This is a genomic window from Kitasatospora sp. NPDC001132 (assembly GCF_053598415.1).
Map to the genome: position 1 here is coordinate 61,935 of NZ_JBSFKF010000028.1, position 26,303 is coordinate 88,237.

Sequence of the window (26,303 nt, forward strand, 5' to 3'; positions counted from 1 at the left end):
GCCCGCATGGGCAACAGCATCGATCACGCGGCCGTCGACACCGTGAACGGGATCCTGGTCCGAGCCGTCTCCCAGGACGAGGTGGAGGCCTGGGACAAGGCGCTCGCCTTCGGGTTCCTGCGCCCGCACCTGCCCCCGGCGACGGACATCCGCCGTCGGCAGTGGCAGCCGGGTCGGCTGCTGGCCGGTTTCGACGGCGAGCGCCAGATCGCCACCTTCCGCAGCTTCGACACCGAACTGACCGTCCCCGGTGGGGTCGCCGTCCCGGCCGACGCCATCACCAACGTCACGGTGAGTGCCACCCACCGCCGCCGCGGCCTGCTCAGCGCGATGATGCGCCGGGACCTCGCGGCCGCCGCCGAGCGCGGCAGGGCGGTCGCCGTCCTGATGGCCGCCGAGTACAACATCTACGGCCGGTTCGGCTTCGGCCCGGCGACGTGGGGCGGGGGCCTGCACGTCAACCTGCGCCGCACCCGGGGCCTGCGCGACGGCCTGCCGGGGGTCCCCGGTGGCCGGATCGACTTCGTGGGCGTGACGGAGCTGCGCGAGCTGGGCGCGGACCTGTACGAGCGCTGGCGGCGCACCCAGCCGGGCGCGATCGAGCGCGACGAGCTGTGGTGGCTGCGCACCACCGGCGAGGTCCGGACGCCGGGCGTCGACTTCAAGGAGCCGTTCGCCGCCGTCCACCGGGACGCCGACGGGACGGTCACCGGCCTGGTGCTCTACCGGGTCGAGAGCAAGTGGGACGGCGCCTACCCCGACTGCACGCTCGAGGTGAGCGAGTTCATCGCGCTGGACCTGCCCACCGCGGTCGAGCTGTGGCGCTTCGTGCTGTCCGTCGACTGGGTGGGCCGGGTCACGGTGCCCAGGCTCGGCCCGGACGACCCGCTGCCGCTGCTGCTCCAGGATCCGCGCGCGGCCACCCCGTACGAGGGCAACGGCGACGAGCTGTGGCTGCGGGTGCTGGACGTCGAGGCGGCGTTCGGCGCCCGGACGTACAACACCTCCGGCCGGGTGGTGCTGGAGGTCGACGACAAGCTCGGCTACGCGTCGGGGCGTTGGGCCCTGGAGGTGGCGCAGGACGGCACCGGTCGCTGCGCCAGGACCACCGACGAGGCCGATCTGGCGCTCGGCGCCTCGGAGTTGGGCTCGCTCTACCTGGGCGGGCAGACCGCGTCCGGGCTGGCCGCGGCCGCCCTGGTCGCCGAGCTGCGCCCGGGCGCGGCGGCCGCCGTCGACCTGCTGCTGCGCACCCCGGTCCAGGCCTGGACGCCGACCGAGTTCTGAGCCCCGCTGCGACGGGAAGGGCCGGCCCGTCCGCGGGCCGGCCGTTCCCGTCCGCCCGGGCGCTACTTGACCGCGGTCTTGCCGATGGTGGGCAGGATGAAGTCCTGGATCAGGCCCTTGGCGTCACGGACGATCGGGCGGAAGACCCGGTAGCGGGACAGGTTGATCACCCGGGCCGCGAGCGGCGTCGAGCGCCGCACGAACTCCCTGGTGCGCTCGGTGTCCGGGGTGCGGTCGAAGACCCAGTAGAGCACCACGATCATCAGGTACAGCCAGAGCACGTCGGGCAGCAGCTCGACGAGTTCGGCGTCCAGCTTGGGCGCCAGCTCCGAGCCCTGGAGCACGTCGCGGAACAGCTCGACCGCCGTGGCCCGGGCCGGGTGGGACTCGTTGGAGAACGGGCTCAGCGAGCTGGTCGGGTCGGCGGCGGTGCGGAAGAACTGCGCGGAGAACTCGTGGTACGGCGCGGCCGTGTCGAGCCAGGAGGTCAGCGCGATCTGCAGCCGCTCGGAGAAGTCCCGGGTGTGGGCCATGCGGCGCTTGGCGTCGGCCGCGTGCTCGTAGGTCATCCGGTCGTAGAACCCCTGGATCAGGAATTCCTTCGCCGAGAAGTAGTAGTACGCGTTGCCCACCGACACGCCCGCCTCGGTGGCGATGGCGCGCATGGTGGTCTTCTCGTAGCCCCGTTCCTGGAACAGCCGCATGGCCGTTTCGAGGATCAGGGCCCGGGTGGCCTCACTCTTGTCGGTCTTCGGCTTGGCCCGGCCACCGGGCAGGGCCTCCGGCCCGGGCCCGCTCTCCGGCCCGGGCACGGCCGAAGCCTCGGCCGTGCCGTTCCCGCCGTCCGTTCGGTTCGTCGCTGCCAGGTCGTCCACGGGCACGAGCCTAGCCGGAGACGACGTTCCATCCGGTGTCGGTGTTCGTGGTACCGGATGACCCCTCCGCACCCGGTGCCACGATGACCGCCATCGTTTCGAACGCGTTCAAAAGCTGGACAGCACTGTAGACGTATCGGTTGAACATGTTCAACTCCATCTCTGTGGGAGGCTGGTCACATGATCAGTTCAGGGCGGACCGTCATCCGGCGCGGCGGAGTGCAGGACGCCGAGTCCATCGCCGAACTGCACGCCGCCAGTTGGCGCACCACCTACCGGGGGATCGTCCCGGCGGAGGGGCTGGGCGACGGGATGGTCGCCCAGCGGCGTGAGCTGTGGAAACTGCGGTTGGAAGTCGACTACGGGGAGCCGGAGAACACGCCCGAGCTCCTGGTGGCCGAACAGGCCGGGGCGATGGCCGGGTTCATCTATCTCGTCCCGCAGGCGGACGGCGGGGTACTGATCGACAACCTGCACGTGCGCCCCGGCCTGAACGGGGGCGGCATCGGCCGCGAGCTGCTGACCGCCGGCCGTGCCCATGTCGCCGAGCGGCACCCCGGGGCCGGACTCTCCCTGGAGGTGCTGCGGGACAACGCCCGGGCGATCGCCTTCTACGAGCGCGAGGGCGCCGAGCGGGTCCGGGCGCAGGAGGGTGAGTTCCCCGGCGGATTCCTGCTGCCCGAGTACGTGTACGCCTGGCCGGCCGGGCGCGTGGCGCCCGGTCCCGACCGGCCGGAGCCGGTGGATCGGTGAAGTGGAAGTGGTCGGGTCGGGTCAGTCGACGTCGTAGACCGTCACCGGTACGCCCCGGGCCGTCAGCCGGGCGGTGACCAGCGGCTCGACCCGCTCCCAGCGCCCGCCCGCCAGGCCGCAGCCGATCCGCGGCATGTGGACGGAGGCGCCGAGCCGGAGAGCGTGCTCGCCGAGTGCGGCCAGCCCGGTGTCGATCGCCTCGTACCGCACCGGCACCCCGGTGGAGCGCCCCGTGCGGATGCCCCGCTGGCCGACCAGGTTGGCCACCCAGAGGTGCGGATCGACCGGGACCAGTTGGACGGCCCCGAGGCCGAAGTCGTTCTTCGCCCGCTCCCGGTGCCAGCGCCGGTACGCCGCCTCGGGCTCGGGCCAGCGTCTGGAGAGCGCGAGCACGAAGCCCCTGCCCCAGCCGCCGAGATCGTTGCAGACGTGCGCGATCACCTTCACGCCCTTGCCCTGGGGCGTGGTGGCATCGCCTCGGACGTAGGTGATTTCCCCCATGCCTCGACGTTAGAGGGTGCCACTGACAATCTGCTCGGCATTTTCCGCCGCGCTGTCGCCCGGCGAACCCGCCGCCGCCTTCCGCACCGTCAGGTGCCGCCGCCCGGCCAGCGCGATCAGCAGCGCGAGCCCGGCGGCCGCGGCGGGCAGGGCGTAGCCGGTGCCCGGAGCGGCCTGCTCGGCGACCGTCCCGGCGAGCGCCGCCCCGGCCGAGATGCCGACCACGATGCCGGACACCGCCATCGCCATGCCCTCGTTGAACTGCCGCTGCGGCAGCAGCTCCTGGACCAACGTCATCCCGGTCACCATGGTCGGCGCGGTGGCGGTGCCGGCCGCGAACAGCGCCACGCCGAGTGCCCCGAGCCCGGCCCCGCCCAGTCCGGCGGCGAGCGGCGGCAGCAGCACCGCGGCCATCGCCGCGGCGCAGAGCAGGAAGCGGGGGCCCGGAGCCCGGCGCGGCGTCAGCAGGCCGAACAGCAGCCCGGCCGCGCAGGAGCCGCCCGCGACCAGGGCCAGCAGCAGACCGGCCGTCGCCTTGTGGCCGAGCGCGTCGGCGTACGCCACGGTGGTGATCTCGGTCGCGCCGAAGACCATGCCGGTCGCCAGGAAGGTCAGCACCAGCACCCGCAGCCCGGGTGCCCGCAGCGGCGAGCCGTGCCGCCGCTCGGTGGATCCCCGGACGGCTAGCGGGGGTTCGGTGCGGCGCTGGGCGGCGAAGAGCAGGGCGCCGACGGTGCCGAGGGCGCCGGTGGCGATCATCCCGGCCTCCGGGGCGAGCGTCGTGCAGAGCAGCATCGCGAGCACCGGCCCGGCCATGAAGCAGAGCTCGTCCAGCGCCTGCTCGAAGGAGTTGGCCAGGTGTCGCGCGGCCGGGTCGTCCCGGTAGAGGTGCGCCCAGCGGGAGCGGGCCATGCCGCCGAGGTTGGGCGTGGCCGAGCAGGCCGCGGAGCTGAGGAACAGCGTCCAGTCGGGCGCGCCGAGGTGCACGCAGAGCAGCAGGGCGGCCATCGGAACGGCGCTGTACAGCGCGGCCGGCACCGTCACCCGCGCCTGCCCGTAGCGGTCCACCAGCCGTCCGATCAGCGGCATCCCGATCGCGCCGAAGACCAGCCCGGCCGCCGAGACCGCCCCGGCCAGCCCGTACGAGCCGCGCCGCTCGGAGAGCAGCACCACCAGCGAGACGCCGTACATCGACAGCGCCAGCCGGCCCAGCAGCCCGGCCAGGGTGAAGGCGACGGCGCCGGGGGCCGCGAACAGCCGCCGGTAGGAGGCGAGGAGGGCGGGCGAGGGCATGGTGCTCCTGTGAGCGGGGGAGGGCGGGGGTTCCCACAGCCTGGCGCCGTCGGCGGGCGGGCGTCCAACACCTGTTTCGCCGCACTCACGACACGCCGTTGTTAATCTGCCGCCCATGCCCCGTGACCTGCACCCCCGACTGCTGCGCGGCTTCGTCGCGACCGCCGAGACCCTGCACTTCGGCCGGGCCGCCGAGAGGCTGCACATCGCCCAGCAGGCGCTCAGCCGGGACGTCCGGAGCCTGGAGGGGCTGCTCGGCGACGCGCTGTTCGCCCGCACCACCCGCAGCGTCGAACTCACCCCGGCCGGGCGGCGCCTGCTGCCCCGGGCGCGCCGGTTCCTGGCCCTGCACGACGAGATCCTCGCGGAGGCGGCGACCGGAACCGGGGCCGGTGCCCGGCCGCTGCTGATCGACCTCAACAGCGACGTCACCGGTCCGGACCTGACCACCGACCGGGTGCTCGAACGGGCCCGCGCGGCCTGGCCGGAGGGCGAACTGCTGGCCCGCTTCCACGGCGGCCTGGCCGCGGCCGCCGCCGAGCTGCTGGCCCACCGGCTGGACGCCTCCTTCGGCCGCTTCGCCGGGCTGCCCGCCGGGGTGCGCGGCCAACTCGTCCAACTGCCGGTGCGGTTGGAGCGGATCTCGGTGATGATGGCGGACACCCATCCGCTGGCCGACCGCCGCGCGCTGCGCCTGGCCGATCTGACCGGGCACCCCGTGGACGTCTGCGCGGGCAACCCGGCCACCACCGAGTGGGCCGACCTCGGCGCCCGGCTGCTGCGCGAGCACGGCCTGACGGCGGCGGCGCCGTACGTGCCGCCGGTGGGTGTGGACGAGACCGCCCGTTACCTCGCCCGGCACGGGGACCCGATGCTGACCACGGTCGGCGGCCCGCGGATCCCGGGGACGGTGAACGTGCCGCTGGTGGAGCCGGTGCCGCTGAGCCTGGTCAGCCTGGTGCACCGGCCCGGCGACCGTCATCCGGGGCTGCGGGCGCTGGCCGCCGCGGCGGGCGCGCTCGGCGCGGCCGAGGGCTGGCTGCGCCGCCCGGCGGGCTGCTGGCTGCCCGCGGCGGACGCGGCGCTGCTGCCGCCGCCGGGGTAGGCGGCCGGAGGCCGTCGGGGTGCGGTGCGGCGGGGGGAAACGTTGGAAACCGCCCCTGCCCCGGGGGGAAGGGCAGGGACGGTGCTCCTGGGGGTCAGGCGGCTCAGGCCGCCTTGACGGCGGAGATGTCGAAGCTGAGCTTGACCTTCTCGCCGATCAGCACGCCGCCGGTCTCCAGCGCCGCGTTGTAGGTCAGACCGAAGTCGGTGCGGTCGACGACGGCCTTGCCCTCGAAGCCGACCCGGTTGGCGCCGTACGCGTCGGTGGCGCTGCCGGTGTACTCCAGGTCCAGCACGACCGGGCGGGTGGTGCCCTTGATGGTGAGGTCGCCGGTCATCCGGTACGAGTCGCCGTGGACCAGCTGGGCGGAGGTGCTGCGGAAGTGGATCTCCGGGTGGGTGTCGACGGAGAAGAAGTCACCGGTGCGCAGGTGCTCGTCGCGCTGGGCCTGGTTGGTGTCGATGCTCCCGACCTTGATCACCAGCTCGGCCGAGGAGTTGCCCGGGTGGGTCCCGTCCAGGTGCAGCTTGCCGTCGTACTCGGTGAAGCGGCCCTTGACGTTGGTGACCATCGCGTGGCGGACGGAGAAGCCGATCTCGCTGTGGGTGTTGTCGATGGTCCAGTCGCCGGTCAGGTGGGCGAGGTCCGGGCCGGCCGGGGTCTGGACGGCGGTCGCGGCGGGGGCGGTGACGGTCTTGGTGCGGTTGAACAGGCCCATGGCTTCCTCCTTGGTTCGAAGCCAGTTGTTTAGGCTTCAACTTGTTGGGTCCACCATAGGGCAATGTCGTTCAACTTTCAACCACAACTTCCCGGCTTCCCCCGAACGGCTCGACGGACCGGTCTGTCGGCCCTCCCGGTTAGGCTGCGAAGGACGGTCCCAGTACGCCCGGAAGGCCCCCGATGTTCGTCCTCCACGCGCTCTGGCGGGCGGACGGGCGGCTGGCGCTCTGGGCCGAGGACGCCCGCGCCCACCCGGGCGCCGCCGCCCCGCGTCCCGACCGCCCCGCGCCGCGCGCCCACCCCTACGTCTGCCCGGCCGCCGAACTGGCCGCCGTGCTCGGCGGCATCGGCCCGGGCCTCGGCTGGCTCGCCGGGCAGGCCCCCGAACGCTGGGCCACCCTGCTGCTGCCCACCGTCGGGGTCGTCCCCGCGCCCTCGCCCGACCTGCCGGTCACCCCGCCGCGCGGCGGTGCCGTGCTCGCCCCCTGGCGGGTGCCGGCGCTGCTGTTCGACGCCGGGGCCGCCGCCCAGCTGCTCGGCGAGGTCTTCGACCCGGTCTGGGCCGTCACCGGCACCGACCTGCCCGGAGCCGGGCGGGTCGAGGTGGTCCACGGCCCCTCGCTGCGCTGGCTCACCGGGGTGCACGACCTCGCCTGGCGGACGGTCGGCCGGGGCCGGGTGCTGCCGGTGCCCGTGGCCGCCGCCGACGGCCGGCCGCAGGCCCGGTGGCTGCCCGACCTCACCCCCGCCGGGCGCCACGAGGCCGCCGCCCTGGCCGCCGGCTGCCCGCCCGTCCTGCTGGGGGAGTGGCCGCACGGGCCCGGCAGCGGCGAGGCGCTGCTGGACGCCGCCCTGGGCGCGCTGGTGGACGCCGAGGCCCGCGCCGCGCTGGCCGACACGCCCTTCCCGCCGCCCGGTGGGGCCGGGGCCGCCGCCGAGCGGTGGCTGCACGCCCTCACCGCCCCCGACGCCGGGCTCGACGGCGCCCAGCCCGAGGAGTTCGCCGAACTGCGCCGCCGGCTCGGCGCCTGGTACGCCGCCGCCGAGCCCGTCGATCCGGCGCTGCGGCTCTGCTTCCGGCTGGTCGAGCCGCTCGGCCCCGACCCGGACGACCCCGAGGGCAGCCCCTCCGACGACGCCTGGCGGCTGGAGTTCCTGCTCCAGGCCGTGGACGAGCCCTCCCTGCTGGTCCGCGCCGCCGACCTGCTCGAAGGCGGCGCCGCCGAGGCCGCGCTCGCCCGCAAGGCCGCCGACCCGGTCGACGTCCTGGTCGCCGAACTCGCCCGCGCCGCCCACCGCTGGCCCGCCCTGGACGGGCTGCGCCACCGCTCCCGCCCGTCCGCCCTGCCGCTCGACCGGGCCGGCGCACTGGACTTCCTGCGCACCGCCGCGCCCGCCCTCGCCGAGGGCGGCTTCGGGGTGCTGCTGCCCGCCTGGTGGCGCCGCCGCCCCAGGCTCGGACTCGCCCTGCGCGCCACCACCCCGCCCGCGCCCGGCTCGCTCGCCGTCACCAGTCAGGTGGACCGGGACGCCGTGGTCGCCTTCCGCTGGCAGGCCGCGCTCGGCCCGGAGGAGAGCCCGCTCACCGAGCAGGAGCTGGCCGAACTCGCCTCCGCCAAGCAGGGGTTGGTCCGGCTGCGGGGCACCTGGCTGGAGGCCGACCCGGCCCAGATCGCCGCCGCCCTCGCCTTCCTCGCCGACCGGCGCGAGGGCGTGCTCGCCACCGGCGAACTGCTGCGGCTCGCCCTGGACCCGGCGGCGACGGTCGCCGGGCTGCCGGTCACCTCGGTGTGCGCGGACGGCCCGCTCGGCGAACTGCTCGCGGGGCGGGCCGGTGCCGCCCCGGCGCCCGAGCTGCCACCGGACTTCCGGGCCGAGCTGCGCCCGTACCAGGAGCGCGGGCTGGCCTGGCTGAGGACCATGTCCGGGCTCGGCCTCGGCGCCGTGCTGGCCGACGACATGGGCCTCGGCAAGACCGTCCAGACCCTCGCCCTGCTCGCGTCCGAGAAGGCCTCCGAGAAAGCCCCCGAGGAGGACTCCGAGGAGGACTCCGAGCGGCCCGCCGGCCCGACCCTGCTGGTCTGCCCGATGTCCCTGGTCGGCAACTGGCAGCGCGAGGCCGAGCGCTTCGCCCCCGGCCTGCGGCAGTACGTCCACCACGGCGCCGGCCGCCTCGGCGCGGAGCGACTCGCCGCAGCCGTCAGGGGCGTGGACCTGGTCATCACCACCTACGGGCTGGTCCAGCGCGACCTCGCGGCGCTGCGCGCGATCCGCTGGCGCCGGGTGGTCGCCGACGAGGCCCAGCACATCAAGAACACCGGCACCGCGCAGTCCAGGGCGATCCGCTCGCTGCCCGTCACCCGGCACCGGATCGCCCTCACCGGCACCCCGGTGGAGAACCGGCTCTCCGAACTGCACGCCGTCCTGGACTTCGCCAACCCCGGCCTGCTCGGCCCGGCCGAGCGCTTCAAGGAGCGCTACGCGATCCCGGTCGAGCTGCACCGCAGCCCCGAACGCACCGCCGAACTCCGGCGCCGCACCGCCCCGTTCGTGCTCCGCCGGGTCAAGTCCGACCCAGCCGTGGCGGCCGAGCTGCCGGCCAAGCAGGAGATGACCGTCTGGTGCAACCTCACCGCCGAGCAGGCCGGCCTCTACCAGGCCGTGGTCGCCGACCTGCTGCGGCGGGTCGAGGGCATCCGGGGCGTCGAGCGGCGCGGCACCGTGCTGGCAGCGATCGGCAAGCTCAAGCAGGTCTGCAACCACCCGGCCCAACTGCTGCACGACGGCTCGGCGGTGGGCGGGCGCTCGGGCAAGGTCGCCCGGCTGGCCGAACTGCTGGAGGAGGCACTGGCCGAGGGCGACCGGACGCTGGTCTTCACCCAGTACGCCGAGTTCGGCGCGATGCTCCGCCCGTACCTGCGGCGCCGGCTCGGCGAGGAGGTGCTCTACCTGCACGGCGGACTGTCGCGGGCGCGCCGCGAGGAGCTGGTCGAGCGCTTCCAGTCCCCGGACGGGCCGAGGGTGTTCCTGCTCTCGCTGCGGGCCGGCGGCACCGGACTCAACCTGACCGCCGCCAACCAGGTGATCCACCTGGACCGTTGGTGGAACCCTGCGGTCGAGGAGCAGGCCACCGACCGCGCCTTCCGGATCGGCCAGCGCCGGGACGTCCAGGTACGCCGGCTGGTCTGCGTCGGCACCGTCGAGGAACGGATCGACGAACTGCTCACCGCCAAGCGCTCGTTGGCCGAGACGGTAGTGGGGGAGGGGGAGCGCTGGCTCACCGACCTGCCGGTCGAGGCGCTGCGCGAACTGGTCGCCCTCACCCGGGAGGACGCCGTGGCCGAGGAGGACGCGTGACCGACGAACCCAGACCGCCCGTGGTCAACGTCGCCGCCTACTGGCGCGGCGACTTCACCCTGCGGCCCGCCCCGGCGGAGGACGAGGACGAGAACGGTCCGGACGAGCCCTCGCTGCGCCGTCTCGGCCGCTCCGGCATCACCGTGCACGGCCGCGACCTCGCCACCGTGCTCGGCCCCGCCTACGAGGCCTTCCGGAGCTGAGCACCCGAGCGCCGTGGCTACCATGCGGTAACGTCGCGAGGGTGACCGACACCCACGAGACCGGCACCCGGCTGGCCGACTTCGAGCAGCACCGGCGGATGGTCTTCGGCATCGCCTACCGGATGCTCGGCAGCGTCGCCGACGCCGAGGACCTGGTCCAGGACACCTGGCTGCGCTGGAGCGGCGTCACCGGCCCGGTCGCCAGCCCAGGCGGCTTCCTGGCCCGTACGGTCACCAACCTCGCGCTCAACAAGCTGGACTCGGCCGCCGTCCGCCGCGAGTCCTACGTCGGCCCCTGGCTGCCCGAGCCGCTGGTCGCCGAGCCGGACGCGACCGACGGCGTCGAGCGGGCCGAGACCGTCTCGCTGGCCCTGCTGGTGGTGCTGGAGAGCCTGTCCCCGCTGGAGCGGGCGGTGTTCGTGCTCAAGGAGGCCTTCGGCTTCTCCTACCAGGAGATCGCCGAGGCCGTGGGCCGCACCGAGGCCGCCTGCCGCCAGATCGGCAGCCGGGCCCGGGCGCACGTGCGCGCCGGCCGGCCGCGCTACGACGCGCCGCCCGAGCTGCGCCGCCGCGCCACCGACGAGTTCCTGGCGGCCTGCGTCGGCGGCGACCTCAACCGGATGCTGGAACTGCTCGCCCCCGACGTCACCGGCTGGACGGACGGCGGTGGGGTGATCCGCGCCGCGCTGCGGCCGATCAACGGTGCCGAGAACATCGCCCGCTTCGTCCTCGGGGTGCTCAGCCGGCTCGGCGAGGGGGCCGGTGCCCGGCCGGTCCTGGTCAACGGGGATCCCGGCGTGCTGATCACCGTGGACGGCGCCGTCGACTCCGTCTCGGTGTTCGAGTTCGCCGAGCAGCCGGACGGCACCGTGCGGATCGCCGAGATCCGCAGCGTCCGCAACCCGGACAAGCTGGCCCACCTCGCCGACCCCGACCCCCGCCCCGACCCCGCCTCCACGTCCGCCCCCGGCCGGACCGGCCCGGCTTGACCCTCGACCAGGTCGAGGGCGCAGAGTCACCGGGCATGGAGAGCGAGCTGCACAGCATCGGCGAACTGGCCCGCGCCAGCGGCCTGGGCGTCGGCACCCTGCGCTACTACGACGGCGCCGAGGTGCTCACCCCGGCCTGGGTCGATCCGCAGACCGGCTACCGCTGGTACCGGCCCGGCCAGCTCGCCGACGCCCGGCTGCTGGCCCGGCTGCGCAGGGTCGGCCTGCCGCTGGCCGGCATCCGCGCCGTGCTCGGCGCCGCACCCGGCGGCGGCGAGGCCCGGCAGGTGCTCGACGCACACCTGCGACGGCTGGAGGACGGCCTCGCCGACGCCCGCCGCGAACTCTCCCTGATCCACGCGATGATCGACCAGAGGGAGCAGCCGATGACCACCACCCCCGCCGCACTCCGGCTCACCGTCCCGGCCGAGGACCTCGCGGCCGCCCTGGACGCAGTCCGCTTCGCGGTCTGCGGGGACCCGGAGCTGCCCGCGCTCGCCGGGGTGCTCTTCGAGCCGGACGGCCCGGTGCTGCGCCTGGTCGCCACCGACCGCTACCGGATGGCCCTCGCCGAGGTGCCCGCCACCGGCGGGACGCCCGAGCGGCCGGTGGCCGGCACGATCGTCCCGACCGCGCTGGTGGACGCGCTGCGCGCGCTGCTCGTCGCCGGACCGGCGGACGTGGTGCTCACCCTCGGCGGGGGACCGGTCCGGGCCGAGGTCGGGGAGCACCGGATCGAGGGCGTCGCGCCGGACCTCGACTACCCCGACCACCGGGCCGTCACCCGGCTCGAACCGGAGCACCGGATCACCCAGTCCGCCGCCGGACTGCGCGCCGCCGTCGAGGCCGGCGCCACCCGCACCCTGCCCTCCGGCCCGGACGGCGCCGACTGCCAGGTCACCGTCCTGACCCTGACCGGGGACGGCCGCCTGACCGTCGCCGACGACCCGGCGCCCGAGGGCTACCGGCTGGCCGTCAACCGGGACTTCCTGCTCGACGCCCTCGACGCCCTCGACGCCCTGGACGCCGGGCGGCCCGAACAGCTGCTCCTCGAACTCGGCGGCCCGATCGCCCCGTTGGCCGTCCGCACCCCGGGCCGGGCGGGCACCTTCTCCGTCCTGATGCCCATCCGGCTGCCCGAGACGCCCTGACCGTCCTGCGCCCGGGCCGCCTGGCCGAACGGCCTGACAGCGGCTCTGGAATGATCACCGCATGAGCCGGAACATCGAACCCCCCGTCACCGAGGTCCACGTCCCCGCCCCCGGCGGCGGCCTGCTGTGGGCGGAGCGCCGCGGCTCCGGCAGCCCGGTGGTGCTGCTGCACGGTTCCGGCATGGACTCCCGACTGTGGGACGCCGTCGTCCCGGAGCTGTCCCGGCACCACGACGTGATCCGCTACGACGCCCGCGGCCTCGGCCGCTCCAGCGCGCCGGAGCAGGTCTTCGACGACATCGCGGACCTGGGCGCCGTCCTGGACCACTTCGGTCTGCGCAGTGCCGCGCTGGTCGGCCTGAGCATGGGCGGGGAGACCGCGCTGGACTTCGCCCTGGCCCACCCGGACAGGGTCGCCGCGCTCGGCCTGGTCGGTGCCTCGGTGAGCGGTCACGACTGGCCGCCGTCCCCGGAGACCACCGCCTACGCCGAGGCCCGGCGGCGCGGAGACGCGGCCGCGCTGGCCGAGCTGGAACTCTCCGTCTGGGCGGCCATGGGCCGCACCGCACCGGGCGGCGAGCTGATCGCGAGGATGGTCGAGGAAAACGCGGCCCGCCGGATCGTCAGCGAGCACCACCTCGCCGGCGCCCCGGCCCGGGCGGCCGAGCCGGTCCTCGGCACCGTCACCGCGCCCACCCTGGTCGTCCACGGCGACCGCGACCACCCGGAGATCGCGGCGATCGCCCGGCGGCTCGCCGCCGACATCCCCGGCGCCCGCGGCCACCTCGTCCCGGACGCCGACCACTACCTCCCGCTGCGCACCCCCGAACGGCTCACCGAACTCCTCCTCAGCCACCTGGCCTGACGCCCCCACCCACGGGCCGGTCCGAGGGCCCGGTCCCCGCCCAGGCGGCCGGACACGAGGGCCCGGCCCCACCCCGGCGCGTTTGCTGTCGCTAGCACCCTGCTTGCATCTGCAAGCAGGGTGCTGCAGGCTGTCCGCATGGCCTCACTGAACGTCGGCTCGCTGGGCGAGTACATCCGGGAGCAGCGCCGCAACGCCCAGTACTCGCTGCGGCAGCTGGCGGAGGCCGCCGGCGTGTCCAACCCGTACCTCAGCCAGATCGAGCGCGGGCTGCGCAAGCCGAGCGCGGAGATCCTCCAGCAGATCGCCAAGGCGCTGCGGATCTCCGCGGAGACGCTGTACGTCCAGGCCGGGATCCTGGAGGAGCGGCGGGGCGAGGGCCTGGAGCTCAGGGCCTCGATCCTGGCCGATCCGCTGATCAACGAGCAGCAGAAGCAGGCGCTGCTCGCGGTCTACGACGCCTTCCTCAAGGAGAACGCCGCGGCGGTTCCCACCCCGACGGCCGACGGCGCCGCCACCCAGAACACCCACCGGGAGGATCGGTAACGATGCCCATCACCGATGAGATCAAGAAGACCCTCGGCGACCCGACCCCGCTGTACGCCCTGGCCGGCGCGGGGGACCTCGCCTACGAGAAGCTGCGCGAGGTGCCCGGCCGGGTCGAGGCGCTGGCGGCGGACCGCAAGGGCGCGCAGGGGATGGCCACCGCCAGGCTCCAGGAGGCGCAGTCGCTGCTGACCGGGGCACAGGCCAGGGTCACCGAGACCGTCGCCGCCCTGCCGACGGACCTCAGGGCGCTGCAGGAGCGGGCCCAGGGTTTCGCCCTGCAGCAGGTGGCCCGCGCGGTGGAGCTGGCCGTGAAGGCCAAGGAGACGTACGACGAGCTCGCCGAGCGCGGCAAGGTCGTGGTGGACAAGGCCCGCCCTGGCGCGGCGGACGAGGCCGAGCGGGTCGAGCTGACCGTCGAGCGGGTCGAGGCCGAGCCGGTGGGGGAGAACGACGACGCGCCCACCCCGAAGAAGTCCGCCCGGGCCCGCAAGGACGCCGCCGACGCCGCGCAGTGACCTCGTGGCCCCGCGGGGCACAACCGGTGACCGTGGGACGTTGACCCCGTTGCGGACGGTCGTCGTGCCAGGATGGACGGCGGTCGCATCGCCGGAGTCGAGAGCAGAGGAGATCGAAATGGTCGGAGTGTTTCAGATTCTGGCCTTTTCCTACCTGAACCCGATCTGGTGGGCGACCATCGCCATCCTGGCCTACAAGATGTTCGCGCTGGTCGACGCGGCCACCCGCCGGGAGGATGCCTACCGGGCTGCCGACAAGAAGACCAAGGGCTTCTGGGTGGCGATCCTGGCGATCTCCTTCGGCTGGGACTTCCTGTTCGGGGTGAACTTCTTCACCGGCATCGGCACCCTGGCCGGTCTGGTCGCCTCGATCGTCTACGTGGTGGACGTCCGCCCGGCGATCCGGGCGCTGACCGGGGGCGGTGGCCGGGGCGGCCGGAGCAACACCGGCCCGTACGGCCCCTGGTAGGCCCTGCGCCGGACAACGCGGCGGCCCGGGCGGTGAGTTCACCCGCCCGGGCCGCCGCGTTCGCGCGCCCGCGCCTTCGCACCCGGGCCTTCGCACCCAGGCGTCCGCGCTCGCGCCGCCGAGCCCGTCAGCCGAGGATCAGCTGCACCGGGTTGCGCTCCAGCAGCAGCACCGCGACGTCGTCGGTCAGCGCGCCGCCGTTCAGCTCCTCGACCTCGGCGATGGCGCTGTCGACCAGCCGCCCCCGGGTCAGCCCGGCGGCCTGGTGGTCGCCGACCAGGTCCGCCAGCCCGTCCTGGCCCAGGCGGCGCGACCCGGCCCCGACCCGTCCCTCGATCAGCCCGTCCGTGTAGAGCAACAGCCGCCAGCCGGGCCGCAGTTCGAGCTCGTGGGCGGGCCAGGCGGCGTGCCCGTCGTGGCACGGAAGCAGGCCGAGCGCAGGCCCGGCGAGGTCGGCGGGCAGGGTGATCGGGGCGTGGTCCCGGCCGAGCAGCAGCGGCGCCGGGTGCCCGGCGAGGTAGAGCCGGGCCCGTTCGGCGGCGCCGAGCGAGTCGAGGTCGCTGCCGACCCCGCCGGGCTCGATGACCAGCATGCAGAGCGTCGCGAAGATCTCGTCGCTGCGCCGCTCGTGCTCCAGCACGTGCTGGAGGGTGGTGAGCAGGGCCTCGCCGGTGAGGCCGGCGAAGACCAGGGTGCGCCACGCTATCCGGAGCGCGACGCCGAGCGCGGCCTCGTCCGGGCCGTGGCCGCAGACGTCGCCGATCACGACGTGGACGGCGCCGTCGTCGGTGCGCACGGCGTCGTAGAAGTCGCCGCCGAGCAGCGCGCGGCGGCGGCCGGGGCGGTAGCGCCGGGTGAAGGAGAGCCCGGCGCCGTCGAGCAGCGGGGTGGGCAGCAGGTGGCGCTGGAGGCGGGCGTTCTCCTGGCCGCGCAACTCGGCCTCGACCAGGCGGCGCTGGGACTCGTCGGCGCGCTTGCGCTCGACGGCGTAGCGCAGGGCGCGGGCGAGCAGCGGGCCGTCCGTCTCGTGCTTGAGCAGGAAGTCCTGGGCGCCGGCCGCGACGGCGGCGGCGCCGAGTTCGGCCCCGGCGGCGTCGGTGAGCACCACGACCGGGGTGTGCGGGGCCCGGCGGAGCAGTTCGTGCAGGCCCTCCAGCCCGTCCGAGGAGTCGGACGGGTGCGGCAGGTCGGCGGCCGCGGCGAGGTCGAGCAGCACGCAGCCGAACTCGGGGGTGCGGGAGCGGCCGCGCCGGGCCCAGGGCGCGGGCGGGGCGAGCAGTTCGGTGGCCTGGTCCAGGCCGCGGGCCCAGTGGATCTCGATCGAGGTGCCGCTGTCGGCCACCGCGGCCTTGATCAGCTGGGCGTCCGAGTCGTCGTCCTCGATGACCAGCAGCCGCAGCGGCGCGCCGTCGGCCGGTCCGTCCGCGGCCGGCGGGCCGGCCGGGTCGGAGACGTGGGACGGGTGGGAGGCGTGCGCGGCCCGTGAGCGGGGGTGGGGTATCGGAGGAGCCGTCGTGGCCGGTCCGGTCGTGGCGCGGCTGCGGGCATGACCGACGGGGGCGCCGTCATGGGCGCCCGACAGGTCCGCGGCACCAGGTGCCCGCCCGTCTCCCGTTGCGGGCATCGGTGGTTCCTCCCTTTCCCTGACTGCGTAACGGTCGGCGTCCGCCCGCAGTGCCCGCCTGGCACCGCGCGTCGGGGAACTTCTCGCGACCATAACGTGATCTCCGGGGATTTCTCTGGCCGACCGGCGCCGTTGTGGTTATTGCCACGCCGGTGGCGGTGTGGTGACTGGACGAGGACGGCGAATCGGCCCCGGCCCGGCGGGAGCCGGGCGGCCGGGGGAGAGGAACGGGCGATGACGACACGGATCACTCTGGCGGAGGGTGACATCACGGAACAGTCGGTGGACGTGGTGGTGAACGCCGCCAACTCGTCCCTGCTGGGCGGTGGCGGGGTGGACGGAGCGATCCACCGCAAGGGCGGGCCGCAGATCCTGGAGGAGTGCCGCAAGCTGCGGGCCTCGCACTGGGGCAAGGGGCTGGCCACCGGTCGGGCGGTGGCGACGACGGCCGGGCGGCTGCCGGCCCGGTGGGTGGTGCACACCGTCGGGCCGGTGTACCGGGCGGAGGAGTACGAGGAGCGGGCGGGGCTGCTGGCCTCCTGCTATCGGGAGTCGCTGCGCACCGCGGCGGCGCTGGGCGCGCGCACGGTGGCCTTCCCGGCGGTGTCGGCCGGGATCTACGGCTGGCCGCCGGCGGACGCGGCCCGGATCGCGCTCGGCACCGTCGCGGAGGTGCTGGACGGCGGTGACGCGCAGGCGGGGGCGGAGCTGGCGGAGGTGCGGTTCGTGCTGTTCGGGTCGGAGATGTACGAGGTGTTCGAGCGGGCTCGGGGGGAGCTGTCCGAGCAGGACGGCTGACGGTGGGGCGTGGGGCGTGTTGCGTGGGGCGTGGTGCCGACCGAGCGGCGTGTGGTGTCACCGCTCGGTCGGCACCATCGTGGCGTGCCGGGGCGTCAACACGCCATAGGTATTCGATAACTCGTTCGAGTGAATGCGTCGGATCGCTCACCAGATCCGGCGTGCACCAACCTTCCGCGCGCTCCCGGGCCTGTCGCGAACTCCCGTGCGTCCCCGCGCTCGCAGGCTCCCCGGTCGGTCCGGTCCGGTCGGCCGCCCGCTACGGCGCGAGCGCCGACCAGGGCACCGTGACCTCGCCCTGCCGCCACCGGCCGCGCGCGTCCACCAGCGGCCAGCTGCCCGAGAGCGCCGCGCAGGCCGCCGCCCAGCGCTGCCGCGCCCCGAACGCCCCGTACGGCGCGGCCGCCGCCCAGGCCCGGTCGAAGTCGGCCAGGAAGGCGTGCACCGGCCGCCCCGGCACGTTGTGGTGGATCAGCGCCTTCGGCAGCCGCTCGGCCAGGTCGGAGGGCTGGCCGAGGCCGCCCAACCGGGCCGCGAAGGTCACCGTCCGGGGCCCTTCCGGGCCGAGCGCGACCCAGACGTGCCGCCGTCCGACCTCGTCGCAGGTGCCCTCGACCAGCAGCCCGTCCGGGGCGAGCCGCGCGCACAGGCGCTCCCACACCCCGGCCACCGCCGACTCGTCGTACTGCCGCAGTACGTTGGCGGCCCGGATCAGCTGGGCCGGCGCGCCCCCGTCCAGCGGCACCTCGAAGCCCCCGCGCCGGAAGGTGAGCAGCGGCGGCTCGGCGTACGGCAGCGCGGCGGCGACCCGCTCCGGTTCGATCTCGATCCCGACCACCCGGACGTCCGGCCGCACCGTGCGCAGGCGCCCGGCCAGCTCGACGGCGGTCCACGGCGCGGCCCCGTAACCGAGGTCCACCGCGACCGGCGGGCGGTCGGCGGCGCGCAGCGCGCGCCCCAGGGTGTGGGCGATCCAGCGGTCCATCCGGCGCAGCCGGTTGGTGTTGGTGGTGCCCCGGGTGACCGTTCCCACCGGGCGTCCGGTCCGTCCGCGGGCGGGCGCGGCGGGAGCGGGGTCGAAGGAGGCAGCCATGCCCAGAAGGGTAGTCGGGCCGCCGGGCCGACCGCGCTGACCTGGGGCGATGGTCCTCGGTCCGGCCGGTGGGCGGCGGCGGGAATGCCCCGGGCGGTCCGTGTGGTTGGCACACTGGTGGTGATGTGTGCCCAGGACGGGGCAGCGCACACCGGACAACGGGCGGCCCGGCGCGGGCGGCCTAGACGGGCCGCACAGAGGAGGCTTCAGCCAGGTGATCCAGCACCCCGTCCGTTCGGTACGCCGTGCTCAGTCCGCCGCCCCCGCGCGCGGCCGGCTCCAGTCGCTCGTCCCCGGCCGCCGCCGCCCGCGCCGGATAGCCATGCTGAGCGTCCACACCTCGCCGCTGCACCAGCCCGGCACCGGGGACGCCGGCGGGATGAACGTCTACATCGTCGAGCTGGCCAAGCGCCTGGCCGACCTCGACATCGAGGTCGAGGTGTTCACCCGGTCGATCTGCTCGGACGACGCGCCGACGGTCGAGCTGGCCCCGGGCGTGCTGGTGCGGCACGTCACCGCCGGGCCGTACGAGGGCCTGGTCAAGGAGGACCTGCCGGCCCAGCTGTGCGCCTTCACCCACGGGGTGCTGCGGACGGAGGCGGGCCACCGCCCCGGCCACTACGACCTGGTGCACTCGCACTACTGGCTCTCCGGGCAGGTCGGCTGGCTGGCCGCGCAGCGCTGGGGGGTGCCGCTGGTGCACACCATGCACACCATGGCGAAGGTCAAGAACGCCGCGCTGGCCGTGGGCGACACGCCCGAGCCCGCGGCCCGGGTGATCGGGGAGACCCAGGTGGTGGAGGCGGCCGACCGGCTGATCGCCAACACCACCGAGGAGGCCGCCGAGCTGGCCCGACACTACGGCGCCCGGCCGGACCAGCTGGCCGTCGTCCACCCGGGGGTCAACCTGGACGTCTTCCGCCCCGGCGGGCCGCGGACGTCCGCCGCCGCGCGGGCCCGGCTGGGCCTGCCGCAGGACGCCGCGGTGCTGCTGTTCGCCGGCCGGATCCAGCCGCTGAAGGCCCCGGACGTGCTGCTGCGGGCCGTCGCCGCGCTGCTGGCCCGCCGTCCGGAGCTGCGCGAGCGCCTGGTGGTGCCGGTGGTCGGCGGTCCGTCCGGCACCGGGCTGGCCCGGCCGGAGAGCCTGCACAAGCTCGCCGCCCAGCTGGGCATCTGCGACGTGGTGCGGTTCCACCCGCCGGTCGGCCAGCCGCAGCTCGCGGACTGGTACCGCGCGGCGACGGCGCTGGTGATGCCCTCGTACAGCGAGTCCTTCGGGCTGGTCGCGCTGGAGGCGCAGGCCTGCGGCACCCCGGTGGTGGCGGCCGCGGTCGGCGGCCTGCCGGTCGCGGTGCGGGACGGCGAGACCGGCTCCCTGGTGCAGGGCCACGACCCGCTGGACTGGTCGTACGCGCTGGAGCCGTACGTCACCGACCGGGGCCTGGTGGCCCGGCGCGGCGAGGCGGCGGCCCGGCACGCGGCCGCCTTCGGCTGGGACACCGCCGCGGCGACCACCGCCGAGGTGTACGCCGGCAGCATGGCCCGCCCTGGCGGCCGGTTCGCCGGGGCCAGGCAGCGCCTGGCCTGAGGCCGCGAGCGGGTGAGGTCGGGGGGCGTCGGGGCTGCGCCCGCCCGGTACCGGCGAGTAACGTCACCCCCATGGCAATCCGCACCAAGGACGAGGCCCTGACCCTCCTGCGCACCGCCCTGGACGACGCCGGGGTGGCCTGGGAGCCGGCCGCCGCCGACCCGTACACGCTGGTGGCGGCCCTCCCCGGCACCCGGAAGCTGAGCACCGCCTGCGCCCTGCGGGTCGGCGACCACACCCTCTCGGTGAACGCCTTCGTGATCCGCCGCCCGGACGAGAACCACGAGGCCGTCTACCGCTGGCTGCTGGAACGCAACACCCGGATGTACGGCGTCGGGTACGCGATCGACGCGCTCGGCGACGTCTACCTGGCCGGCCGGCTGCCGCTGGAGGCGCTCACCCCGCAGGTCGTGGACCGGCTGCTCGGGACGGTGCTGGAGAACGCCGACGAGCCGTTCGACACCCTGCTGGAGCTGGGCTTCGCCACGGCGATCCGGCGGGAGTGGGAATGGCGGACCAAGCGCGGGGAGTCCACCCGCAACCTGGCCGCCTTCGCCCACCTAGCCGCCCCCGCCCCCGGGGCCGACGCCCCGGACGCCGGCTGACCCGTCCGCTCAGGCGCCCGCCGGGGCCTTCTCCGGCTCCGCCGCGGGCGCCGCGATCTCCGTCGCCACGGGCCGGGGGCGCCCCACCGCGCCCGTCCGGCGGGCCAGCACCAGGTACCCGGCCGCGGTGGCGGTTCCGACCGCCCCGCAGGTCGTCCAGAGCACCACCGGCCCGGCGTGCTGGAGCAGCAGCCCGCCGCCCGCCGGGCCGAGGAACGAGGCGAGCGACCAGGAGAGGCTGAACACGCCCTGGTAGCGACCGCGCCCGTGGGCCGGCGCCAGCTCGGCGACCAGTCCCATCATCACCGGCGTGTTGAGGATCTCGCCGACCGTCCAGACCGCCACCGAGAGCGCGAACAGCCAGGCCGAGGACCCGGCCACCGCCGCCAGCCCGAAGCCCCAGCCGGTGAGCAGACAGCTGGCGATCAGCAGCCCGGTCCGCGAACGGCCCTGCATCCACCGGGTGAGCGGGATCTGGAGGACCACGATCAGCAGCCCGTTCAGGCCGATGACCAGGCCGTACTCGGTGGAGGTGATCCCGGCCGCGCCCATGTCCACGGCCAGCGTGGTGCTGCCCTGCTGGAAGACCAGCGCGAGCATCAGGGTCAGCCCGACCAGCGCCATGAACGGGGCGTCCCGGAACACCGAGAGCAGGCTGATCCGGGGTTCGGCGGAGTCCGCCGACTGGTCGGGGGCGACCTGCGGCCTGGTCTCCGGGATCCGGACGAAGATCACCAGCGCGCAGACCAGGGTGGAGAACGCGTCCAGCAGGAAGAGCGTGAGGTACCCGTGGGTGGCGATCAGACCGGCCAGGGCGGCCGAGAGGCCGAAGCCGATGTTGACCGCCCAGTAGTTCAGCGAGTACGCGCGGACCCGGTCCTCGGGCGGCACCAGGTCGGCGATGACGGCCGAGGTGGGCGGCCGGGTGGCGTTGTTGAACAGGCCCACCAGGAAGGCCACCACGGCGATCGCCACCTGGCCGTCCGTGAAGCCGAGCACGGTGGTGAACAGCGCGGTGCCGAGCTGGGCGCCCAGCAGCGTGGGGCGTCGCCCGATCCGGTCGGTCAGCACGCCCGCGAGGAGTGCCGCGGCGGCCGAGCCGAGGCCGAACAGCGAGGCCACCAGGCCCGCGTAGGAGGCCGAGTACCCCCGGTCCTTGGTCAGGTACATCGCCAGGAACGGAACGACGAACGCGCCCAGCTTGTTCACCAGGGTGCTCACCCAGAGCCACCAGAACTGGCGCGGCAGCCCGCCCGCCGTCTCCTGGAGCACTCTTCGGAACCGGGCGGTGACGAGCATGTGGGGGCTCCCGAGGGCAGGCGTCCGCTGAGCGGCGCGGGCAGGCCCGGTCAGCCGACGGATGTAAGTGTCAGATGCGCTGGGCACACATTACACAGCGGTCGTAGGTCCCCACCAGGGGTTTTCCGGCCCCCACTAAGCTGGGGCCATGGCTGACACGACGTACCGACTCATCCTGCTCCGCCACGGCGAGAGCCAGTGGAACCAGAAGAACCTGTTCACCGGTTGGGTCGATGTCGACCTCAACGAGAAGGGCGAGAAGGAGGCCGCCCGCGGTGGCGAGCTCCTGGCCGCCGAGGGCCTGCTTCCCGACGTGCTGCACACCTCGCTGCTGCGCCGCGCCATCCGCACCTCGCAGATCGCCCTGGACAAGGCCGACCGGCACTGGATCCCGGTCAGCCGCAGCTGGCGGCTGAACGAGCGCCACTACGGCGCGCTCCAGGGCAAGGACAAGGCCCAGACCCTGGCCGAGTTCGGCGAGGAGCAGTTCCAGCTGTGGCGCCGCTCGTACGACACCCCGCCGCCGGTGCTGGCCGACGACGCCGAGTACTCCCAGGCCGGTGACGCCCGCTACGCCGAGATCCCGAGCGAGCTGCGTCCGCGCACCGAGTGCCTGAAGGACGTCGTCGAGCGGATGCTCCCGTACTGGTACGACGCCATCGTCCCGGACCTCGCCGCCGGCAAGACCGTCCTGGTCACCGCCCACGGCAACAGCCTGCGCGCGCTGGTCAAGCACCTCGACGGCATCTCCGACGAGGCCATCGCCGGCCTGAACATCCCGACCGGCATCCCGCTGGTGTACGAGCTGGACGCCGACTTCAAGCCCGTCACCCCGGGCGGCCGCTACCTCGACCCGGACGCCGCCGCGGCCGCGATCGAGGCGGTCAAGAACCAGGGCAAGAAGTAGGCCACTTGCCGCTACGGCCCCGCCGCCCGGGTAGACCGGGCGGCGGGGCCTTCGTTCGTTTTCGGTCGGTTCGAGGCCAACTCGATTGCTTGGCAAGGGAGTTGGGAAGGCGGCAAAGTGGTTCAGACCATTGACGGGCTCGGCCGGCGGCTCCTACCGTGAGGGCACCGGACCGGCGCAGGCATGCCACGATCTCCCCCCGTCCGGGCCGCCGCACCCCCAACGCGCGCGTCTGCGCCCCGGCGCACACTCCATCCACCCCCACGGAGGAGCACCATGCGCACACGCCACATCGTCGGGGCGGCCGTCGCCGCGCTGGCGATCCCGTTGACCCTCGCCTTCCCGGCCTCGTCCCACGGCTGGATCTCGACCCCGCCCAGCCGCGCCGCGCTCTGCGACACCCACGTCGACGGCGTCCCGTGGGACTGCGGCGACATCCAGTGGGAGCCGCAGAGCGTCGAGGGCCCCAAGGGCTTCCCGGCCCTCGGCCCCTCGGACGGCGCCATCTGTGCCGGCGGCAACGCGCGCTTCGCCGAGCTGGACGACCCCCACGCGGGCGCCTGGCCGACCACCCCGGTGACGGCGGGCCGGCAGCTCACCTTCACCTGGACGTTCACCGCCCGGCACGCGACCACGGACTTCCGGTACTACATGACCAAGCCGGGCTACGACGCGAGCCAGCCCGTCACCCGGGCCAACCTGGACCTGACGCCCTTCCTGACCGTCCCGTACGGCGGGGTGCAGGTGCCGAGCACGCTCAGCCACACCGCGACCATCCCGAGCGGGCGCACCGGGCACCAGGTGGTCGTCGCGGTCTGGACGATCGCCGACACCGGGAACGCCTTCTACTCCTGCACCGACGTCAGGTTCTGACCCCGCGAGGGGGCGGCGACACGAGCGAGGTGCACGGCCGCAGAAAGACCGTGCACCTCGGGGACTCCGCGGTCGGCGGGCCGCTCAGTGGCCACCGCAGCAGCCGCCGTCGGCTCCGCCGCACTGGCAGGGAGCGCCGGACTGGCAGCCGCAGCCGCAGCCCGGGCCGCAGCCGCAGCCGGCGGCGAGGACGGGGAGCAGCTTCGGGGCGGGCGGCTCGACGGTGTCGTGGGCGGTTGCCGGTCGGGTCGGGTTGGCCTTCATCGAGCTTCCCTCCTAAGGACGGGCGCACTCCTGTGCCCCCACCGTCGAGTGAAACCGCCGAACGGAGGGGGCGTCAACGGGCGCGCAGTGGTGGGGCGCACGGAGGACCGTGCGCCCGCACCACCCTCGTCACGGGTTTACACACCCCTCGGGGGGAGCCGGGGCGGCCACGGCGCCCGCCGGTACCGCCCCCGCCCCCGCCGGTACCGTGCCCGCCGCCGGTGCCGGGACCGGCGGTCAGTCGACCGGCGCGGCCTCGGCGGCCTCGGTGGCGGCCACGAACTCGGCCACGTGCTCGCCCGTCACCAGGTACACCACGCGCTTGGCGACCGACACCGCGTGGTCCGCGAAGCGCTCGTAGTAGCGGCCGACCAGGGTGATGTCGACGGCGGTCTCGATGCCGTGGTGCCAGCGCTCGTCGATCAGGTGCGACAGCAGCTCGCGGTGCAGCGAGTCGATCGCGTCGTCGTCCTGCTCCATCTCCAGGGCCTTGTCGACGTCCTTGGTGGCTATGACCAGGCCGGCCTTGGCCACCAGGCGCTGGGCGAGCTGGCCCATCTCCAGGACGGTGGACTGCAGGTCGCCCGGCACCGCGGTGTCGGGGTAGCGCATCCGCGCGACCTTGGCGACGTGCCGGGCGAGGTCGCCGCAGCGCTCCAGGTCGGCGCTCATCCGCAGCGAGGTGACGACGATGCGCAGGTCGGTGGCGACCGGCTGCTGGCGGGCGAGGAGGTCGATGGCCCGGTTCTCCAGCTCGTGGTGGAGGTCGTTGACCTTCTCGTCGGCGGCGATCACGCTCTCCGCCAGCGCCAGGTCCGCGTCGAGGAGGGCGGTGGTGGCCCGGCCCATCGCCGATCCGACCAGCCGGGCCATCTCGACCAGGCTGTCGCCGATCGCATCGAGTTCCTCGTGGTACGCGTCGCGCATGTTCTCTCCTCAGTAGCTGTGTCGGTGGCGGTGCCGACCGGTCAACCCGTCCGACCGTCGTTCCGGCGTCCGGGAGACCGCTGCTGGTGGCGCGCATCGTACGCGCACACCCGAGCCGGTGGCCGCTGTTCGGCACACCGATCTGTCCCACACGGGCTGCCTGGCCAACTTTCCGCCGTCAGGGCGACGGTGCACGGCCGCTCCGGTGAATCGGCAGCTACCTGAAGGTGAATTCTCGGCAACGCGTGGTCGATGCCTTGATCCCAGGCTTGGGGAGTGCCCTGGCCGTGCGCTTACGCTGGCCACATGGACGTGAACGTGGCCGCCGCCGCTGCCTGTGCCATAGCCGGGCTCGGCGTCGGCCTCACCGCCTCCATCGCCTTCCGCTGGAGCGAGCGCGAGCAGGCCAAGGGCCGGTACAGCGGAACCGGCGGCAGGAACCCCGGCCGGTACCAGTCCCTGGGCACCGGCCACCCCGAGCCGCCGCTGCCGCCCGGGGTCGACACCGTACTCTCCGTGCTCCGCTCCTGCGCGATCGTCCTGGGCGAGGGCGACGAGGTGGTCAAGGCCAGCTCGGCGGCGTACGCGATGGGCCTGGTGCGCGGTGGCGCCGTCGCCGTGGACCAGATGCTCTCGCTGGCCCGCTCCACCCGCCGGGACGGCGAGATCCGCCAGGTCGAACTGGAGGTGCCCCGGCCGGGCGCGGCCCGCGCGGCGGAGCCGCTCGCGGTCTCCGTCCGGGTGGCCCCGCTGGGCTCCCGACTGGTGCTGGTGCTGGTCGAGGACCAGACCGAGCGGCGCCGGGTGGAGGCCGTCCGCCGGGACTTCGTGGCCAACGTCAGCCACGAGCTCAAGACGCCGGTCGGTGCCCTGTCGCTGCTCTCCGAGGCGGTCGTCGACGCGTCCGACGATCCGGAGGCGGTGCAGCGCTTCGCCGGCCGCATGCAGGTCGAGGCGGCCCGACTGGCCAGCCTGGTCCAGGAGATCATCGACCTCTCCCGGGTCCAGGACGACCGGCTGATGGTCGACCCGGAGCCGGTCGCGGTGGACGAGCTGATCGTCGAGGCGATCGACCGCTGCCGCCAGCAGGCCGCCGCCAAGCAGATCCTGATCGCGGCGGGCGGCATCGCCGGCCTCTACCTGCACGGCAACCGCGGCCAGCTCGCCGCCGCGCTCGGCAACCTGGTCGAGAACGCCGTCAACTACAGCCCGCCCCGCACCCGGGTGGCCATCGCCACCCGCCGGATCTCCAGCGCCGCGGCGCTCGGGGAGGCGGACGGCGAGCTGATCGAGATCTCGGTCACCGACCAGGGCATCGGCATCTCCGAGAAGGACCGCGAGCGGGTCTTCGAGCGGTTCTACCGCGTCGACCCCGCCCGCTCCCGGGCGACCGGCGGCACCGGTCTGGGCCTGTCCATCGTCAAGCACGTCGCGGCCTCGCACGGCGGCACCGTCTCGGTGTGGAGCGTCGAGGGCCAGGGTTCGACCTTCACCGTCCGCCTGCCCGCCGGGCGGGCCCCGGTGGAGGACGAGCCCGACGACGAGTTCGACGACGGGACGGACCACGCGCCGGGCGGCGACCCCGCCGCACCCCCGACCCTCACCACGGACCGCAAGGCCCGTTCGCTCCCCGCCGGGGAGCGGGAACAACACCTGTCAGACACAACCCCTCAGCTTGCCCCGGAGGCCTGAT

General features: G+C 74.6%; 26 protein-coding genes. 17 read left to right on the top strand and 9 right to left on the bottom strand.

Annotated elements, in window-relative coordinates:
- The first annotated feature begins 6 nt into the window (after positions 1-6).
- Positions 7-1,287 (top strand): GNAT family N-acetyltransferase, encoded by a 1,281-nt coding sequence (locus tag ACWDBE_RS29500; RefSeq protein WP_449809544.1) that lies wholly within the window; start codon positions 7-9, stop codon positions 1,285-1,287.
- 62 nt (positions 1,288-1,349) lie between these two features.
- Here the strand turns inward: ACWDBE_RS29500 and ACWDBE_RS29505 are convergent, their stop codons facing one another.
- Positions 1,350-2,162: a TetR family transcriptional regulator gene (locus ACWDBE_RS29505; RefSeq protein WP_449788339.1), complete on the bottom strand. Its 813-nt coding sequence runs from the start codon at positions 2,160-2,162 to the stop codon at positions 1,350-1,352.
- 180 nt (positions 2,163-2,342) lie between these two features.
- On the opposite strand from ACWDBE_RS29505, the gene ACWDBE_RS29510 reads away from it, so the two are divergent.
- Positions 2,343-2,915: an N-acetyltransferase family protein gene (locus tag ACWDBE_RS29510; RefSeq protein WP_449809545.1), complete on the top strand. Its 573-nt coding sequence runs from the start codon at positions 2,343-2,345 to the stop codon at positions 2,913-2,915.
- 21 nt (positions 2,916-2,936) lie between these two features.
- Here the strand turns inward: ACWDBE_RS29510 and ACWDBE_RS29515 are convergent, their stop codons facing one another.
- Both ACWDBE_RS29515 and ACWDBE_RS29520 read right to left on the bottom strand, forming a co-directional pair.
- Positions 2,937-3,416 carry a macro domain-containing protein gene (locus ACWDBE_RS29515; protein ID WP_449788336.1) on the bottom strand — a complete coding sequence of 160 codons (480 nt, stop codon included), beginning with the start codon at positions 3,414-3,416 and terminating at the stop codon, positions 2,937-2,939.
- A gap of 9 nt (positions 3,417-3,425) precedes the next feature.
- Entirely contained in the window at positions 3,426-4,709 is a 1,284-nt protein-coding gene (locus tag ACWDBE_RS29520; RefSeq protein ID WP_449809546.1) for an MFS transporter, read from the bottom strand.
- A 115-nt stretch (positions 4,710-4,824) separates the two neighbouring features.
- Between ACWDBE_RS29520 and ACWDBE_RS29525 the strand changes: the two genes are divergently transcribed.
- Positions 4,825-5,814 carry a LysR family transcriptional regulator gene (locus ACWDBE_RS29525; RefSeq protein WP_449788334.1) on the top strand — a complete coding sequence of 330 codons (990 nt, stop codon included), beginning with the start codon at positions 4,825-4,827 and terminating at the stop codon, positions 5,812-5,814.
- 103 nt (positions 5,815-5,917) lie between these two features.
- On the opposite strand, the gene ACWDBE_RS29530 is transcribed toward ACWDBE_RS29525, so the two are convergent.
- Positions 5,918-6,532, bottom strand: coding sequence for a YceI family protein (locus ACWDBE_RS29530; RefSeq protein ID WP_449788333.1), 615 nt, complete (start codon positions 6,530-6,532; stop codon positions 5,918-5,920).
- Positions 6,533-6,714: 182 nt separating this feature from the next.
- Between ACWDBE_RS29530 and ACWDBE_RS29535 the strand changes: the two genes are divergently transcribed.
- From ACWDBE_RS29535 to ACWDBE_RS29570, 8 genes are all read left to right on the top strand, one after another.
- On the top strand, positions 6,715-9,891 hold the full coding sequence (locus tag ACWDBE_RS29535) for an SNF2-related protein (protein ID WP_449809547.1): 3,177 nt from the start codon (positions 6,715-6,717) through the stop codon (positions 9,889-9,891).
- Positions 9,888-10,094: a hypothetical protein gene (locus ACWDBE_RS29540; RefSeq protein ID WP_449788331.1), complete on the top strand. Its 207-nt coding sequence runs from the start codon at positions 9,888-9,890 to the stop codon at positions 10,092-10,094. The genes ACWDBE_RS29535 and ACWDBE_RS29540 overlap by 4 nt, the downstream gene beginning before the upstream one ends.
- Positions 10,095-10,135: 41 nt before the next feature.
- Positions 10,136-11,083, top strand: coding sequence for an RNA polymerase sigma-70 factor (locus ACWDBE_RS29545; RefSeq protein WP_449788330.1), 948 nt, complete (start codon positions 10,136-10,138; stop codon positions 11,081-11,083).
- Entirely contained in the window at positions 11,080-12,234 is a 1,155-nt protein-coding gene (locus tag ACWDBE_RS29550) for a DNA polymerase III subunit beta family protein (protein ID WP_449809548.1), read from the top strand. Before ACWDBE_RS29545 ends, ACWDBE_RS29550 begins: the two co-directional genes overlap by 4 nt.
- A 61-nt stretch (positions 12,235-12,295) precedes the next feature.
- On the top strand, positions 12,296-13,099 hold the full coding sequence (locus ACWDBE_RS29555) for an alpha/beta fold hydrolase (protein WP_449788328.1): 804 nt from the start codon (positions 12,296-12,298) through the stop codon (positions 13,097-13,099).
- Positions 13,100-13,237: 138 nt separating this feature from the next.
- On the top strand, positions 13,238-13,645 hold the full coding sequence (locus tag ACWDBE_RS29560; RefSeq protein WP_449788327.1) for a helix-turn-helix domain-containing protein: 408 nt from the start codon (positions 13,238-13,240) through the stop codon (positions 13,643-13,645).
- 2 nt (positions 13,646-13,647) lie between these two features.
- The gene (locus ACWDBE_RS29565; RefSeq protein ID WP_449788326.1) at positions 13,648-14,163 is read left to right on the top strand and encodes a hypothetical protein; all 516 of its coding nucleotides are present in this window, start codon (positions 13,648-13,650) and stop codon (positions 14,161-14,163) included.
- A 199-nt stretch (positions 14,164-14,362) separates the two neighbouring features.
- Complete coding sequence (locus ACWDBE_RS29570; protein WP_392868765.1) at positions 14,363-14,632, top strand: DUF2516 family protein; 270 nt, start codon at positions 14,363-14,365, stop codon at positions 14,630-14,632.
- A 127-nt stretch (positions 14,633-14,759) separates the two neighbouring features.
- Here the strand turns inward: ACWDBE_RS29570 and ACWDBE_RS29575 are convergent, their stop codons facing one another.
- A complete protein-coding gene (locus tag ACWDBE_RS29575) occupies positions 14,760-16,256 on the bottom strand; it encodes a PP2C family protein-serine/threonine phosphatase (RefSeq protein ID WP_449809549.1) in 1,497 nt (498 codons plus the stop codon).
- A 234-nt stretch (positions 16,257-16,490) separates the two neighbouring features.
- Here ACWDBE_RS29575 and ACWDBE_RS29580 point away from each other — a divergent pair, with 234 nt between their 5' ends.
- The gene (locus tag ACWDBE_RS29580; protein ID WP_449788324.1) at positions 16,491-17,054 is read left to right on the top strand and encodes an O-acetyl-ADP-ribose deacetylase; all 564 of its coding nucleotides are present in this window, start codon (positions 16,491-16,493) and stop codon (positions 17,052-17,054) included.
- A gap of 259 nt (positions 17,055-17,313) precedes the next feature.
- Here ACWDBE_RS29580 and ACWDBE_RS29585 read toward each other — a convergent pair whose 3' ends face one another.
- Complete coding sequence (locus ACWDBE_RS29585; protein WP_449788323.1) at positions 17,314-18,147, bottom strand: class I SAM-dependent methyltransferase; 834 nt, start codon at positions 18,145-18,147, stop codon at positions 17,314-17,316.
- 214 nt (positions 18,148-18,361) lie between these two features.
- Between ACWDBE_RS29585 and mshA the strand changes: the two genes are divergently transcribed.
- Together mshA and ACWDBE_RS29595 are read left to right on the top strand one after the other, a co-directional pair.
- Positions 18,362-19,735 (top strand): D-inositol-3-phosphate glycosyltransferase, encoded by a 1,374-nt coding sequence (gene mshA, locus ACWDBE_RS29590; protein WP_449788322.1) that lies wholly within the window; start codon positions 18,362-18,364, stop codon positions 19,733-19,735.
- A 71-nt stretch (positions 19,736-19,806) separates the two neighbouring features.
- A complete protein-coding gene (locus ACWDBE_RS29595; protein ID WP_449809550.1) occupies positions 19,807-20,340 on the top strand; it encodes a YbjN domain-containing protein in 534 nt (177 codons plus the stop codon).
- A 9-nt stretch (positions 20,341-20,349) separates the two neighbouring features.
- Here the strand turns inward: ACWDBE_RS29595 and ACWDBE_RS29600 are convergent, their stop codons facing one another.
- On the bottom strand, positions 20,350-21,639 hold the full coding sequence (locus tag ACWDBE_RS29600) for an MDR family MFS transporter (protein ID WP_449788320.1): 1,290 nt from the start codon (positions 21,637-21,639) through the stop codon (positions 20,350-20,352).
- A gap of 148 nt (positions 21,640-21,787) precedes the next feature.
- On the opposite strand from ACWDBE_RS29600, the gene ACWDBE_RS29605 reads away from it, so the two are divergent.
- A complete protein-coding gene (locus ACWDBE_RS29605; RefSeq protein ID WP_392867897.1) occupies positions 21,788-22,546 on the top strand; it encodes a phosphoglyceromutase in 759 nt (252 codons plus the stop codon).
- A gap of 276 nt (positions 22,547-22,822) precedes the next feature.
- The gene (locus tag ACWDBE_RS29610) at positions 22,823-23,419 is read left to right on the top strand and encodes a lytic polysaccharide monooxygenase (RefSeq protein ID WP_449809551.1); all 597 of its coding nucleotides are present in this window, start codon (positions 22,823-22,825) and stop codon (positions 23,417-23,419) included.
- A gap of 84 nt (positions 23,420-23,503) precedes the next feature.
- On the opposite strand, the gene ACWDBE_RS29615 is transcribed toward ACWDBE_RS29610, so the two are convergent.
- Both ACWDBE_RS29615 and phoU read right to left on the bottom strand, forming a co-directional pair.
- Positions 23,504-23,683 carry a hypothetical protein gene (locus ACWDBE_RS29615; RefSeq protein WP_030288526.1) on the bottom strand — a complete coding sequence of 60 codons (180 nt, stop codon included), beginning with the start codon at positions 23,681-23,683 and terminating at the stop codon, positions 23,504-23,506.
- Between the two features lie 237 nt (positions 23,684-23,920).
- Entirely contained in the window at positions 23,921-24,610 is a 690-nt protein-coding gene (gene phoU, locus ACWDBE_RS29620) for a phosphate signaling complex protein PhoU (protein WP_449788317.1), read from the bottom strand.
- Positions 24,611-24,916: 306 nt separating this feature from the next.
- Here phoU and ACWDBE_RS29625 point away from each other — a divergent pair, with 306 nt between their 5' ends.
- Entirely contained in the window at positions 24,917-26,302 is a 1,386-nt protein-coding gene (locus tag ACWDBE_RS29625; RefSeq protein WP_449788316.1) for a sensor histidine kinase, read from the top strand.
- The last annotated feature ends 1 nt before the right edge of the window (position 26,303 follow it).